Annotated in this window: 13 protein-coding genes; 12 read left to right on the forward strand and 1 reads right to left on the reverse strand. The window is 43.0% G+C overall.

The genetic code is table 11. From position 1 onward, the window contains the following. The first annotated feature begins 135 nt into the window (after positions 1–135). The 7 genes from BN6559_RS11785 to BN6559_RS11815 all read left to right on the forward strand — a co-directional run bounded on the left by BN6559_RS11785 (position 136) and on the right by BN6559_RS11815 (position 8,938). The gene (locus tag BN6559_RS11785; RefSeq protein WP_110954899.1) at positions 136–1,611 is read left to right on the forward strand and encodes an aldehyde dehydrogenase family protein; all 1,476 of its coding nucleotides are present in this window, start codon (positions 136–138) and stop codon (positions 1,609–1,611) included. Between the two features lie 691 nt (positions 1,612–2,302). Continuing rightward, the gene (locus tag BN6559_RS11790; RefSeq protein WP_199883960.1) at positions 2,303–3,973 is read left to right on the forward strand and encodes an ATP-binding protein; all 1,671 of its coding nucleotides are present in this window, start codon (positions 2,303–2,305) and stop codon (positions 3,971–3,973) included. Further along, positions 3,974–4,660 (forward strand): response regulator transcription factor, encoded by a 687-nt coding sequence (locus BN6559_RS11795; RefSeq protein WP_199883961.1) that lies wholly within the window; start codon positions 3,974–3,976, stop codon positions 4,658–4,660. A gap of 126 nt (positions 4,661–4,786) precedes the next feature. Further along, the gene (locus tag BN6559_RS11800) at positions 4,787–5,317 is read left to right on the forward strand and encodes a 4Fe-4S dicluster domain-containing protein (RefSeq protein ID WP_199883962.1); all 531 of its coding nucleotides are present in this window, start codon (positions 4,787–4,789) and stop codon (positions 5,315–5,317) included. Between the two features lie 30 nt (positions 5,318–5,347). Beyond that, entirely contained in the window at positions 5,348–6,118 is a 771-nt protein-coding gene (locus BN6559_RS11805; protein WP_110954900.1) for a 4Fe-4S binding protein, read from the forward strand. Next, positions 6,115–6,645, forward strand: coding sequence for a cytochrome c3 family protein (locus BN6559_RS11810; RefSeq protein WP_110954901.1), 531 nt, complete (start codon positions 6,115–6,117; stop codon positions 6,643–6,645). The genes BN6559_RS11805 and BN6559_RS11810 overlap by 4 nt, the downstream gene beginning before the upstream one ends. Before the next feature lie 31 nt (positions 6,646–6,676). Further along, positions 6,677–8,938, forward strand: a complete 2,262-nt coding sequence (locus tag BN6559_RS11815) for a molybdopterin-dependent oxidoreductase (RefSeq protein WP_110954902.1) — start codon at positions 6,677–6,679, stop codon at positions 8,936–8,938. On the opposite strand, the gene BN6559_RS11820 is transcribed toward BN6559_RS11815, so the two are convergent. Then, positions 8,935–9,174: a chaperone NapD gene (locus BN6559_RS11820; protein ID WP_110954903.1), complete on the reverse strand. Its 240-nt coding sequence runs from the start codon at positions 9,172–9,174 to the stop codon at positions 8,935–8,937. The genes BN6559_RS11815 and BN6559_RS11820 overlap by 4 nt on opposite strands. 136 nt (positions 9,175–9,310) lie before the next feature. Between BN6559_RS11820 and BN6559_RS11825 the strand changes: the two genes are divergently transcribed. The 5 genes from BN6559_RS11825 to ccsA are packed head-to-tail and all read left to right on the forward strand — an operon-like array spanning position 9,311 to position 13,779. Further along, the gene (locus BN6559_RS11825; RefSeq protein WP_110954904.1) at positions 9,311–9,931 is read left to right on the forward strand and encodes an ABC transporter ATP-binding protein; all 621 of its coding nucleotides are present in this window, start codon (positions 9,311–9,313) and stop codon (positions 9,929–9,931) included. Further along, positions 9,903–10,580 carry a heme exporter protein CcmB gene (locus tag BN6559_RS11830; RefSeq protein ID WP_110954905.1) on the forward strand — a complete coding sequence of 226 codons (678 nt, stop codon included), beginning with the start codon at positions 9,903–9,905 and terminating at the stop codon, positions 10,578–10,580. The genes BN6559_RS11825 and BN6559_RS11830 overlap by 29 nt, the downstream gene beginning before the upstream one ends. A gap of 30 nt (positions 10,581–10,610) precedes the next feature. Continuing rightward, complete coding sequence (locus BN6559_RS11835; RefSeq protein ID WP_110954906.1) at positions 10,611–11,264, forward strand: cytochrome c biogenesis protein; 654 nt, start codon at positions 10,611–10,613, stop codon at positions 11,262–11,264. Between the two features lie 8 nt (positions 11,265–11,272). Beyond that, positions 11,273–11,641 carry a cytochrome c maturation protein CcmE domain-containing protein gene (locus BN6559_RS11840; protein ID WP_110954907.1) on the forward strand — a complete coding sequence of 123 codons (369 nt, stop codon included), beginning with the start codon at positions 11,273–11,275 and terminating at the stop codon, positions 11,639–11,641. An 8-nt stretch (positions 11,642–11,649) separates the two neighbouring features. Continuing rightward, positions 11,650–13,779, forward strand: a complete 2,130-nt coding sequence (gene ccsA / locus BN6559_RS11845; protein ID WP_110954908.1) for a cytochrome c biogenesis protein CcsA — start codon at positions 11,650–11,652, stop codon at positions 13,777–13,779. The last annotated feature ends 47 nt before the right edge of the window (positions 13,780–13,826 follow it).

Here is a 13,826-nt window from a genome sequence, read left to right on the forward strand (position 1 = left end):
TATTATACCCCAACATAAATTATATTTCTAATTTTTCATTGTAAATTATAGTTGACACAGTGTCAATTGTTTGTTATATTCTAATTAACGACACAGTGTCAGCAATTAAATGATCTTATGAGGAGGGTATATGACATGAATAAAATCGTTGATAAAAATTATAAACTATGGATTGATGGTAAATGGATAGACGCAGAAGGCAGCAAGACGTATGAAACTGTTTCCCCAGCAACTGGAGAGGTTTTGGCCACTTGTGCTGAAGCATCGAAACAAGATGTTGATTTAGCTGTAAAAGCGGCATGGAGAGCTTTTCCTGCATGGAAGAAAACAAGTGCTGCGCAGCGTTCAGCGATCTTGCTTAAAATTGCGGATATCATTGATGCAAATAAAGAAAAACTTGCCATGACGGAAAGTTTGGATAATGGTAAACCAATTCGTGAAACTTTGGCTGTGGATGTTCCGGCAGCAAGTGATCATTTTCGTTATTTCGCCGGTGTCTTGAGAGCTGAAGAAGGCACGGCAACTTTTATAGATGAAGAAACTTTAAGTATTGTTACGGAAGAACCAATTGGGGTAGTCGGACAGATCGTTCCTTGGAATTTTCCTTTCTTGATGGCAGCATGGAAACTGGCACCTGCATTGGCGGCAGGGAACTGTATTGTTTTCAAACCATCCAGTGAAACATCGCTAAGTATATTAGAACTTGCAAAATTGATTGGCGATGCAGTGCCTGCTGGTGTCATCAATATCGTAACCGGTAAAGGTTCAACAACTGGTAATTATGTGTTAGAGCATCCTGATATCAGTAAATTGGCATTCACTGGATCTACGGAAGTCGGTTATAATGTAGCAAAAGCGGCGGCAGGTAGATTGATTCCGGCAACACTTGAACTCGGTGGTAAATCGGCAAATATTTTCTTTGATGATATGCCATGGGAAAAAGCCATTGAAGGTGTATGTATGGGTATCTTATTCAATCAAGGTCAGGTATGTTGCGCTGGTGCACGCGTTTTTGTCCAAGACACGATTTATGACAAATTCTTAGCGGCAGTGAAACAAAAATTTGAAGCGGTTAAAGTTGGCTTACCTTTAGAAAAAGAGACGATGCTTGGTAGCCAGGTTAGTCAAAAACAATTAAAGAAAATTTTGTCCTATATAGATATTGCCAAAGAAGACGGAGCAATTGTTGTCACAGGCGGTAAGAGAGCTGAGGGACCAGGTCTTGAAAATGGCGCTTATATGCAGCCTACGATTTTAGGCAATGTGACGAATGATATGCGCGTAGCACGTGAAGAAATCTTTGGACCAGTCGTATGCTTTATCAAATTCCATACGGAAGACGAAGTAATCCAGCTTGCCAATGAAAGTGAATACGGACTTGGCGGCGCGGTATGGACCAAAGATATCAATCGAGCATTTAGAGTTGCGCGTGCTGTAGAAACCGGCAGAATGTGGGTTAATGATTATAACAATCTGCCAGCACATGCGCCATTTGGCGGATATAAAAAATCTGGTATAGGCAGAGAAACACATAAGATGATTCTGAGAAACTATACGCAGGTTAAAAATATCTTCATCAGCCTAAAAGAAACTCCACTAGGTCTATATTAAATCTTGGTTTCATGGGGGACAGATAGGCGGCGGGCAGGCGATAAGCACTCATCTGCGTCGTTGCATGAAGGTGCTGCTCGTCGACGTACGGCAAGTACGACTCCTTCACAACACCTTCATGCGCCTAGCAGCTAAGCACTTCTCGCCAGCCGGCAGCCTATCTTCGTGCTAGCTTAGAAGTGGTACGTATTTTAGTAGCTCGTATTCACTTATGTGAATACGAGCTACTTTGTCTACAATCTGACTGTCGCATTTTAATGCGGCAGTTTTTTCGTCCCCTGGCCTTTTCCGGAAAAATACGTTCCGAAGGATGAAAAATACCAACTTACGTTAAGAAATCTGTTTGTTTGAACGAAGTGAGTTTACAGATTTTAGTAAGTTGGTATTTTTCAAGTATTTTGGAGGTTTGAGGCCTAGACTTTTTGGTCCTTTTGGGGCGATGCCAAAAGGACATCTACGTGGATATGAATACACTAAGATTTCTAAAAAAAATCTTAGTGTATCTTCCCAGCTTTATTTACAGAATTGACCTAAATACATCATTAATGATAATATTAATTCCACATATAGATAAGATTCGTTTGAAAATTCTATATTTTTACCTTTCGTTTGATTTTTACTGTAATATTTTGTAGAATTTAGAAAGAATTTCGGGGCGGTATTTGGATTGTAGTGGATGTGGGGATGTTTTATGAAGATAAAAAATAGCCTGAGTTTAAAATTTATGATGGGCGTGGCTGCCGTGATTTTATTGATTATGACAGTCAATCTGCTCTGGAGTATCCAGCAATATCGGCGGCAGGGGGAGGCTGATTTAAAGGAGAAGGCGCAAGTGATTTGTCAGCAGCTGGTTGCAACGCGCAGTTTTATTGCTTCGCAGCAGGATACGATCAATATAGATGCGGCGGGGCATTATCAGTTTAAGCATTTGAATCCGGCAGCTGTGGGCAAAGGAATCAGTGATGAATTCAATCGTTTTTCCGGATACAATTTTAAACAAACAAAATTTATTGTGCGGGATCAGGAAAATGCACCGGATAATTTTGAAGTGGAAAAAATGAGAGAATTGTCGGCTGATCGTGAGCTGACGGAGATTTGGGGCTTTGATGAAGTCGATGGAGTACGAGTGTTTCGATATTTGACGCCGCTGTATTACGATCAATCTTGTATGTCTTGTCATGGTGGGCCGGCCGGAACGATTGATATTTCCGGGTACCCAAGGGAAGGTTATGCAGCAGGAGATTTTGCGGGTGCCATCAGTATTGTATTTCCAATGACGGCCTTTGAAAATCATCAGTATGAAAATATTATCAGTCATTTGATTTTTATTTTATTGATGATTATGGCTACCATCGGAATGATTTATATCTTGATGAAACACATTGTAATCACGCCGATTGTACAGCTGACTGATAAAGTGTCGCAGATCGGCAGTGGGCAGTGGACGCAATTGAATGAGATTTGTACCTATGATGAAATGCGGGATTTAGCAGACCAATTTAATGAAATGTCGATAAAACTGAATGGATTATATGACAGCTTGGAGAAAAAGGTCGCAGACCGGACACAGCAATTGTGTGAAGTGAATGTCAGATTAGCCGATCAAAGCCGAGAACTTAAGCAAATGTATGAAAAATTGTTTGCGGCAGATCAGATGAAATCGGAGTTTTTAGCGGTGATGAGTCATGAATTAAAAACCCCGTTAACAGCGATTATTGCTTTTTCTGAAATCTTACTGAGTGAAGGGGAAACGCTAAGTTCCCAGCATAAAGAGTATTTAGAAGATATTTTTGATTGTTCGCATCAGCTATTGCGGCAGATTAATGATATTTTAGATATGTCTAAAATTGAGTCAGGCTTGGTTAAAATCAATGCGCGTCCTACTGATATTAGACAAGTTGTGGAAAGCGTGGTGGCAATTGTTCGTCCGCTACTTACGAAGAAGGAGATTGATCTATCCATCCATGTAGACGAAGCTCTGCCGATGATTCTCGCCGATCATGATAAAGTGAAACATATTATGAACAACCTGGTCAGCAATGCAATCAAATTTACGGATACAGGTGGGGCGATTGGCATAGATGTGCGCATTCAGAATGCCGAGCTTAAAGTAGCCGTTTGTGATGACGGCATAGGGATCAGCACGCAAGATCAGCCTTATGTTTTTGATAAATTCAGACAGGTACATGATAGTGACAGCCGAGAAAATCAAGGCAGTGGGTTAGGTCTTGAAATTGCCCGTAATCTAGTAGAATTACAAGGTGGCCGAATATGGGTAGAGAGTGCATTGGGGAAAGGCAGTACCTTTACGTTTACTTTACCGCTAAATGCTTTTATCGAAGCGGTATATGGGGAGGAATAAATGGTGAGCGGTCAGAAAATTTTAGTTGCCGATGACGATGACAAAATATTAAAAATTGTGCAGTATTGTTTGGAGAAAGAAGCGTTCGAGGTGGTAACGGCGTCAGATGGAGAGCAGGCATTAAAACTTGCGAAACTAACGCAGCCCGATATTGCATTAGTAGATTTGATGATGCCAAAATTAAATGGGCTCGATTTATGTGAACTTTTAATTCAGGAATATGATATCCCGGTGATTATTTTATCGGCAAAGGGAGATGAACTAGATCGGATTGTCGGGTTTCGTTTGGGTGTGGATGATTATATTAGCAAGCCGTTTAGCCCGACTGAACTCGTGTTGCGTGTGCAGGCGATTTTGCGCCGGGTTCGTGGGAAAAAAACAAATCCGCAAAAACTCACCTATGGAGAACTTTCGATTGATGAGCAGAAGCGATTGGTCGTGGCCGGAGGTAAGCCGATTGTCTTGACGAGCAAGGAATTTGAGCTTTTATGGTTATTTGCCTGCAATCCTACGACTGTATTTACGCGGCTGCAACTCTTAAATAAAATTTGGCATAGTGATTATAAAGGCGATGAGAATACGGTGACGGTTCACATACGACGGTTGCGGGAAAAAATAGAGAAAGATCCGTCTCAGCCTCAATACATCAAAACAGTTTGGGGTGTAGGGTATAAATTTCACATATAATATCATAAATTTAATACTTTTGTAATAGTTTCGTTATCATACCGTAAGTATCTTGCGGTATGATTTTTTTATCATAAAAAATTGAAATTTTCAGTATTTTTAAAGTTTTTAAGGAGGCCGAGCTGCATGGAGAGGAGGACGATGATTCAATTGTTGTTGAGTGGAAGTATATTCGCGGTTTTATTCGGTACAAACAAAGCAAAAGCCTATATTCGGCCGCCGGGCGCAGTTGAAGAAGGTCTTTTTCTTTCTACTTGCGCTCGCTGTGGAAAATGTGCGGAAGTTTGCACAGCAAAAGCGATTGTGATCGGGCATGGTGAGACGGGATTGTCCATCGGGACACCGTATATTGTGCCAAGGGAGCAAGCTTGTGATTTATGCATGGAATGCACCAAGGTTTGTACGAGCGGTGCGTTGCGGCCTAAGGAAAAAGAGCAGGTGAGGATGGGTCGCGCGGAAATTGATCATGATACATGTCTTGCCTGGCAGGGTGATGAATGCAAAATCTGTTATACAAGCTGTCCTTTCTATGATAAGGCAATTCAACTGAAAGATCATAAATATCCAATCATTGATGAAACCTACTGCACGGGTTGCGGGCAATGTGAACATGTATGTATTGCACAGCCTGCGGCGGTACGGGTAAAAACGCTTTAAAATGAAGAGGTTAAAACAGGAGGCGCTTTCATGAAACTTTCTTTCAGGAGCAGGCGCAGAGTTGTGCAGAGCGGGGCTGTCATCGTGCTGCTGATCCCGTTGTTTTTTTATCCTACGATATGGTTTGGCACTTATATTTCAGCGGATTTCTTAGGCGTGGCACTTACAGATCCCTTAACAGCGCTGGAAATACTGGCAGCGGGGCGCACTGTATGGTGGCCGCTGCTCGTGTCGGTGATCCCTTTGGTCCTTGTTGCAGCTTTAGCAGGACGCGTGTTTTGCAGTTTTATATGTCCGCTTAATTTTTTATTGGAATTGCTGCCAATGAAAAAAGAAGCGAAGGTCAGGAAAAAGTGGTGGCCGATTGCAGGTATCTTCGTTGTTGTGCTTCTTTCTGCTCTGGTGCAAATTCCCATTTTTACGATGCTATCCCCCCTGCATAATTTGATGCGGATGTTTTTATTTGGGCTTGGTATAGAATTTGTTTTCGTGGTTGCTGTTTTACTTGGAGCCTGGTTTTATGGACGTAAAATTTGGTGTCAGGCGATCTGTCCATTAGGTGCTCTTTATGGCGTAATGGGAATAGGCCGCTGGATAATGATTGGTTTTGATGAAGAGAGATGCACGCATTGCGGAAAATGTGTACAGACTTGCAGTATGGCAGTAAGGCCCGGTAGTTTGACTTTACTCGATAAGGTCAGCTGTACCAATTGCGGAGATTGTATTGATGTTTGTGAGGAGAAGGCCTTATATTATGCTGTCTGCGGGAAACGGAAAAAGAGGGGAGATGAAGCTCTATGAAACTATGGGATAAAGTATGCGGGGAAAAAAAGTTCACGTTGAAACATTTTATTGGGTTAGGTTTATTCATGGTGGTTTTTATCCTATCTACAGCAGGCGCTGTGGCATATACATCACAGAGTGATTTTTGCGGCAGTTGTCATGAAATGTCACCGATGTATAAGACATGGGCGGCTTCGGGTCATAAAGATATCGCTTGCGCAGAATGCCATGAAGAGCCGGGAGCTTTAGGGGTCGTTAAGTCGAAAGCAAAAGGGACGAAAGAATTATATTTGCATATGACGGGAGATTTTTCAGCACCGAAAGCAGATGCGAGGGATGTAAATTGCTATGGATGTCATCAAGATAAAGTGAAAAATGTGGAAACTGCTGCAGAAAGGAAAGATCCGCATACCAAAAAACATTTTGATAATGGCATGAATTGTCTATCTTGCCATAGTGGTCTTGTGCACGATGAGATGAAAAATAAAACATTACCGAGTCGGGCGACTTGCGTATCTTGTCATTGGGATGAGATGAATAAGTAATGGATAATACTTCGCGTAAGGAGGAAGAACAATGAAGTTTTCACGACGGGAATTTTTGAAGGCAATGGCTGTATCATCGGCTTTATTCAGTGCCGGATGTGCGATGGATACGAGTCGAAAAACGCAGGGACCTACCTCTCAGCAAGATGTGGAAAAATGGCATAAAGGTGTTTGCCGATATTGTGGTACCGGCTGCGGTGTATTGGCAGGTGTCAGTAAAGGCAAGATTGTTGCGGTGAAAGGCGATCCGGATTGTGCGGTGAATAAAGGCCGCCTATGTGTGAAAGGTATTTTATTGCCTAAAATTATGGATACAAAAGATCGGGTATTGCATCCGTTAATTAAAAAAAATGGTGAATTTGTCAAGGCTTCTTGGGAGGAAGTTTTAGATTTGATTGCAACGAAGTTTAAAAGCTCCATTGATGAATTTGGCCCGGATGCAGTGGGCTTTTACGGTTCGGGACAAAACGTTGCCGAAGAAGCGTACATCGCCAATAAATTGTTTAAGGGGGCGATCGGGACCAATAACATTGACGGTAATCCACGGACTTGTATGGCGAGTGCAGTCGCGGGGTATATCAGTACCTTCGGCAAGGATGAGCCGATGGGAACGTATGCGGATATTGAAGCTGCCGATGTATTTTTTATCATTGGCTCCAATCTGGCAGAGGCGCATCCGATTCTTTATTCTCGGGTGGTAGATCGTAAAAATAGCAATCCGAATGCGAAGATTATCATTGCCGATCCACGGCGGACGCGTACGGCGGATATTGCCGATGTACTGCTGCAGTTTACACCGGGGACAGATTTGGCACTTTTAAATAGTATGGCGTATGTGATTGTTGAAGAAGATTTGGTTGATATGAATTTTATAAACGAACATACGGAATTTGTCAAAGGTGCAGATCAAAAATTAAATTTTGCAGAATTTAAGCGGTTTCTGCAAGACTATGCACCGGAGAAAGTCAGTGAGCTGACAGGCATTGATGCAGGGGAAATTAAGAATGTAGCAAGGCTGTTTGCCGCAAAAGATAGAAATACGATATCGCTATGGTGTATGGGGCTGAACCAGAGGATTCGAGGAACTTGGGTGAATAATCTCATCCATAATTTACATCTGCTGACGGGGAAAATCTGTCGTCCGGGCAATACACCATTCTCTTTGACCGGACAGCCCAGTGCCTGCGGCAGTATTCGTGAAGTTGGTGCATTATCACATTTATTGCCGGCACATCGTGTTGTCGCCAATCCCAAACATCGCGCGGAAATCGCAAAAATTTGGGGTGTTGATCCAAATCATATGAGCGCTAAACCGGGTTATCATACAATTGAGATGTTCCGGGCTGCCGCTGCAGGCAAGTTAAAAGCTTTGTGGGTGATGTGCACCAATCCGGGGCAGTCACTTCCCAATTTAAATGCGTATCGTAAAGGGATGGAAGATACCTTTATGGTAGTTTCGGAAACCTATCATCCTACGCGTACTTCGGAGTTGGCGGATGTTGTTTTGCCGGCGGCTTTATGGATGGAAAAGGAAGGGGTTTACGGAAATGGTGAGCGGCGTACACAACATCTGGATAAGGCTGTAGAGCCGCCGGGTGAGGCAAAACCGGATGTATGGGCTTTGCTTGAAGTCGCCAAGCGGTTGGGTTACGGAGAAATTTTCAATTATAAAGACAACGAAGCGATATGGGAAGAATATCGGAAATGTACGACTGGCACAAAAATGGATTTGCCGCCGTATGCGCGTTTGAAAAAAGAACACGGACTTACATGGCCGATTCCGAAAGATGATGCGCCGCCTACTGCGATACGTTACGCCGCACCTTATGATCCGTTTGTACCGGAAGGCATCAAATTTTATGGGCGTCCAAATGGACGAGCGGTGATTTATGCAAGACCGCATGCCGCTCCGCAGGAAGTGCCTGATGGAGAATATCCTTTCTTTTTATCAACGGGGCGAATTTTAGAACATTGGCATACCGGCACGATGACCTTTAATGTGCCGGAGTTAAAAAGAGCTGCGGCTGAGATGTATATTGAAATTTGCCCGGAAGATGCAGCGCGTCTTGCCATCAAAGATGGTATGTTGGTAGACGTTACTTCCCGTCGTGGTACGTGTAAGCTGAAGGCAAAAATAAATGGCCGTGGACAGCCACGGCCGGGAATGGTGTATGTACCATTTCATGATCAGGAAATGATTCGTATGATTAATTTTGTAACGATTGATGCATTTGATGACGTATCAAAGCAACCGGAATATAAACTTTGTGCAGTGAAAATCAGCAGAGCTTAGCTTTCTTCATCGGCTGTCGTGATATAGCTTGGAAATACACCGGCTACGCCCTTTAGTTGTTCTATTTTGGTACATACCGTATGCATGACATTTAGGTTGTCCGCTTCAAGAAGCAGGATGATTTCTCCTTTGGGTGAAACAGAATGAATCTCTATTTCCTGAAACTGTGCAAGCTGCGATGTTATATTTTCTATATCTTGCGCAATCGGTTGTACGATGATACTTGCAATCGCCATTACTTGGCCTCCTCTTCCTCTTTTACTTTAGTATAAGAGAGTAGAAGAGAATTGGCAATCGTTTCAACAGAGGATACTGGTAAAATGAGTGTGAAATGTAGAGATATAAGAAGTCAGCAGAGATGAGGAACGATGTATGGAAAATCAGTTGGTGATTCATTTAACAAACGTAGGCAAGCGGTATGGTCGTAAAGTCTTGTTTTGTGGAATCGATAAAGTAGTGCAGCCGGGACAATGTATAGCGATTACCGGTAAAAACGGTTCGGGAAAATCGACATTGTTAAAATTAATTGCCGGGCTGGTTCGCCCCACTTCGGGAGCGGTTGAGATGATTTGTGGCAATCAAACACTGGATACTGAACAGCGTCTAAAGCAACTGGGATTTATCTCGCCGGAGTTGGTGTTTTATCCCACATTGACAGGCGTGGAAAATCTTTTGTTTTTTGCTAACGGCCATGGTTGCCGTTGCACGAAAGAGCAGGCAGAGCAAGCTATGGAGCAGGTTGGTCTGCAGACGAAGCGTTTGCTCAGTACCTATTCTACGGGGATGAAACAAAGGCTGAAGTTTGCACTGCTAAAAATTCTGCAGCCTGCTTTATGGCTCTTAGATGAACCATCGGCAAATCTTGATGATGAGGGTAAAGCTTTAGCTATGCATTGTATCAAGGAAGCATTGCAGCAAGGCGTAACTGTCATCATTGCGACAAATGAACGTTGGGAGGCGCAGTATGCCGATGATGAAATATCCCTTACTTAATGCAATCTGGTGTGTATTTACCAAGGAACTTTTATGTGAATTTAGGACGAAGTATGTACTGAGCACACTTGTTATGTTTGCTTTGGTTACGCTGTCCAGCGTAAGTATGGCGGTCGGTGGGGTAAGTTTAGCGCCGCAAATCAGTGGTGTACTGTTATGGATTATTTTGTTTTTTTGCTCTATGGCAGGTCTGTCGCGGGTTTTTGTTGAGGAGCAGGAAACAGGTACAATGTTTGCTTTGCGTATTTATATGCCGAGTCAAGCGATTATTTTAGGCAAGATGTTGTTTAACACGGTATTGTTATTGTTTTTGAGTTGGTTTGTTGTACCACTGTTTATTATGTTTCTTAACGTGGATATTTCGTTTTGGTGGTCATTTCTTACGGTTTTATGTTTGGGAACGGTTGGGATAGCGGCGGCTTCGACGCTGACGGCGGCTATGGTCGCAAAAGCGGGCGGTAAGCATGCTTTATTTACGGTGCTGACCTTTCCGATTTTACTGCCGCAATTTTTGGGCAGCATTCATGCAACGATCTGTCTTTTCTCGCAGATTCCACCAACGTATCATGATCTGATCTTTATGGCGGGGTATGACTTGGTGCTGATCGTTGCGGCCTATATTTTATTTGATTATTTTTGGTATAACTAGCACCTATTTTTAGAAATATGGGAGGATATTATGAGAGTAACCGGCTTGATTTTAGGTTTTTTAGGTGCGCTATATGCAGTGTTTTATATTGTACCGCCGGCAGCGGGACTCGGAAATTTGGTGCGAATCGCTTTTTTTCATATTCCGGTTGCCTGGGTTTCAGTACTTGCTTTTTTCCTGTCTGCTTACTGGGGCGGGCAGTATTTAAGAAAGCGTGAAATGGACTATGACTGGAAAAGTTCTAGTGCGGCTGCGCTCGGATTGGTATTTTGTCTATTGGCAACGGTCAGCGGGGCTATTTTTGCAAAACTCACTTGGGGCGCCTACTGGAACTGGGATCCTCGGCAAACGACGATTTTTATTTTACTTTTGATTTATGGTGCGTATATGGTTTTACGTTCGGCAATCAGTGATGAAGAGGAACGGGCTAAAATCTCTGCTGTTTATGGGCTCGTGTCGTTTCTGACAGTACCTTTTTTAGTATTTATCATTCCCCGATTTTATGCTTCGCTTCATCCGGAACCGGTAATTAACGGCAAAGGTACGCTGGGAATGGATACGACGATGGTTGCGGTGCTTATGTTTACATTATGTATAGTTACAGCCGCTTTTTGGCAAATGCTGCAGTATCTGGTGAACAGAAAAAAACACGCAGCGCAGTTAGAAAATTGTAGTGAGGAGTGAAAATTTCTATGAAAGTACGTCATTTAGTTGGAATTGGTCTTATCGGCGCGTTTTTCCTGTTTAGCGCATTTAGTTTTAAAGAATCTCTTACGCCGTATGTTACGTTTGCCGAGGCGCGCAGCAATACCGGGATTGTACAGGTAAAGGGCGTACTTGTAGCGGATAGTGTGACAGCAAGCGCCGGTGCAGTTCATTTTACTTTACGGGATGAAGATGGAGAAGAAGCACAAGTGACTTACCAAGGTGTCAGACCGGAAGGATTTGAGCAGGCATCCAGTATTGTTGCAATTGGCAAAGTGAAAAATGGAAGATTTACCGCCGAAAAACTGCTCGTAAAATGTCCTTCTAAGTATCAGGGAACAACACAAGGGAGTTGAATGAAAGCATGATTGGATATGGTGCATTATTTTTAGCATTGGTTATGACCTGCATCTCTGCATTTTTTTATTTTCATCATCATATGGCAGAATTGACAAAGTCATCGAGTAAAAAAAGTCAAGGCGGCCGCAAGTTTTATACGGCGGCGGCCGGATGTATTGGCATCGCAGCTCTTTATTTGTTATATATCATTTTAACGAATCAATTTCAGTTTATGTATGTGGCTGGGTATTCTTCAACAGATTTACCGCTTGCCTATAAACTGTCGGTTTTCTGGGCAGGGCAAGAGGGCTCGTTTATGCTGTGGCTGGTTTTTCATGTTATATTCGGAGGAATTCTAAGCCGTAAAGCGGCGCCGGGCGTGATGGTCGTATATAGTGCGCTGCAGGCAATTTTGCTGATGATCTTACTCGCGAAAAGCCCTTTTATGATGCTTGCCCAGCCAAGGATGGAAGGCTTCGGGTTAAATCCGCTGCTGCAAGATCCTTGGATGGTGATTCATCCGCCGATTCTTTTTTTAGGCTATGCAGGGCTTGCAGTCCCATTTTCCTATGCAATGCATGGGTTGATGTCTAAAGACCATAAAAGCTGGTTGTCGGCGGCGCTGCCTTGGACACTTTTTTCTTCGGGGACGCTTGGGGCAGGCATTTTCATTGGTGGTTTTTGGGCGTATAAAGTATTAGGCTGGGGCGGATACTGGGCATGGGACCCGGTAGAAAATTCGTCGTTGGTGCCTTGGCTCATTGCGGGTGTGCTAGTACATACAATCGTATTGGCAAAACATAGAGCCGCCGGTATCAGTTTAGCGTATTTTTCGGCTATTTTTAGCTTCGTCAGTGTTTTATATGGTACTTTTTTGACCCGCAGTGGGATTTTAAGTAATTTTTCTACCCATTCATTTTCTGATGAAGGTATTGGCAGTGTATTAGCAGGTTTTGTTCTGATTACCTTGTTTGTTTCTTTGGGGCTTTATATCATTCGACTGCCAAATTTACCGCAGGGAGAATTAACATCTAAACTCATCAGTAAAGAGAGTGTGCTTTTAGCTACTTCATTGGTACTTGGGGTACTTTCTGTATTTGTCTTTATCGGAATGTCTACGCCACTGATTACGATGATGATTGGCAATCCGCAAAGTCTGCAAATTTCTTTCTATAACGCGGTATCTTTACCGTTAGGGATTTGTTTGATGATTTTGCTTGCGGCATTGCCGGTAGTTTATACTGCGAGCCGAAAGAAAGTTTGGATGCTCGCGGGTATCATTGTAATTTCTTTCTGCTTCGCTTTTCTATATGGAATCAAACAGCCTTTGATTCTGCTTGCAATGAGTTTTGCCTGCGGTGCTGTTGTTAGCAACACTTGGATGGGCTATAAAAAGGTGGTTTCTACGGGTGCTGCGATTACGCATGTCGGACTGGCAGTTTTGGTCATGGGGATTGTGATTTCCTCGAGTCAAAATCAATCCGCGCATATAAATTTTAAGCAAACAGAGGCGCAGCAAGTTTTTGGCTATGATTTGACTTATCTGGGGGATGAAAAGGCGGCGGATGGATCGGGGATTTATCAGAACTTTATCGCAGCGCATGCCGGGGATCAAGTGGCGTTACAAGCCTACACCAAATTAAACAAGGAAGGCAATCCTGCAGCGAGAGAACCCGCAATCTATCGCACGTTGCTTTCAGACTTATATATTGCGCCTAGCCCGGAAAGTGAGGCTCCTCAGCTTAAGCAAGTTGCTTTGCGTGAGGGTGAAAGCATGGAAGTAGATGAACTGCAGGTTACATTTCTTAAACTTGCAATGCAAGGAATGGGCAGCAATGATGTTCGGGTGGCTGCACAGTTAGAGATTGATAAAGCTGGAGAAACAGTGCAGGTAGCACCTGAAATGAGCTATCGCAATGGTCATATTCATAGTCAGCCTATCGTAGTATTTGGTCAGTATGAGTTTACCTTATATACGGTAAATCCGAACGATCAAAGTGTTATTTTTGCTTATAGGGATACAAATTCTGAGGATCAGAAGCAAACGATGCAGGCAGAAATCAGCGATAAGCCATTCATCAATCTCGTTTGGTTAGGAACGTTTTTGATTACTGTAGGGACGATTCTGGCGTCTCTTAAACGTTTCGCCAGATAAATTATATGTCCAAGCGATTCTGGTCGTACTGTCGGATCAGATGAACT

The sequence above is a fragment of the Massilibacillus massiliensis genome (genome assembly GCF_900086705.1).
GTDB lineage: Bacteria > Bacillota > Negativicutes > FLKF01 > FLKF01 > Massilibacillus > Massilibacillus massiliensis.

Bases quoted from the DNA above. Each gene is read 5' to 3' on its own strand.
- BN6559_RS11785 (WP_110954899.1), top strand. From the start codon at position 136: ATGAATAAAATCGTTGATAAAAATTATAAACTATGGATTGATGGTAAA.
- BN6559_RS11790 (WP_199883960.1), top strand. From the start codon at position 2,303: ATGAAGATAAAAAATAGCCTGAGTTTAAAATTTATGATGGGCGTGGCT.
- BN6559_RS11795 (WP_199883961.1), top strand. From the start codon at position 3,974: ATGGTGAGCGGTCAGAAAATTTTAGTTGCCGATGACGATGACAAAATA.
- BN6559_RS11800 (WP_199883962.1), top strand. From the start codon at position 4,787: ATGGAGAGGAGGACGATGATTCAATTGTTGTTGAGTGGAAGTATATTC.
- BN6559_RS11805 (WP_110954900.1), top strand. From the start codon at position 5,348: ATGAAACTTTCTTTCAGGAGCAGGCGCAGAGTTGTGCAGAGCGGGGCT.
- BN6559_RS11810 (WP_110954901.1), top strand. From the start codon at position 6,115: ATGAAACTATGGGATAAAGTATGCGGGGAAAAAAAGTTCACGTTGAAA.
- BN6559_RS11815 (WP_110954902.1), top strand. From the start codon at position 6,677: ATGAAGTTTTCACGACGGGAATTTTTGAAGGCAATGGCTGTATCATCG.
- BN6559_RS11820 (WP_110954903.1), bottom strand. From the start codon at position 9,174: ATGGCGATTGCAAGTATCATCGTACAACCGATTGCGCAAGATATAGAA.
- BN6559_RS11825 (WP_110954904.1), top strand. From the start codon at position 9,311: ATGGAAAATCAGTTGGTGATTCATTTAACAAACGTAGGCAAGCGGTAT.
- BN6559_RS11830 (WP_110954905.1), top strand. From the start codon at position 9,903: ATGCCGATGATGAAATATCCCTTACTTAATGCAATCTGGTGTGTATTT.
- BN6559_RS11835 (WP_110954906.1), top strand. From the start codon at position 10,611: ATGAGAGTAACCGGCTTGATTTTAGGTTTTTTAGGTGCGCTATATGCA.
- BN6559_RS11840 (WP_110954907.1), top strand. From the start codon at position 11,273: ATGAAAGTACGTCATTTAGTTGGAATTGGTCTTATCGGCGCGTTTTTC.
- ccsA (WP_110954908.1), top strand. From the start codon at position 11,650: ATGATTGGATATGGTGCATTATTTTTAGCATTGGTTATGACCTGCATC.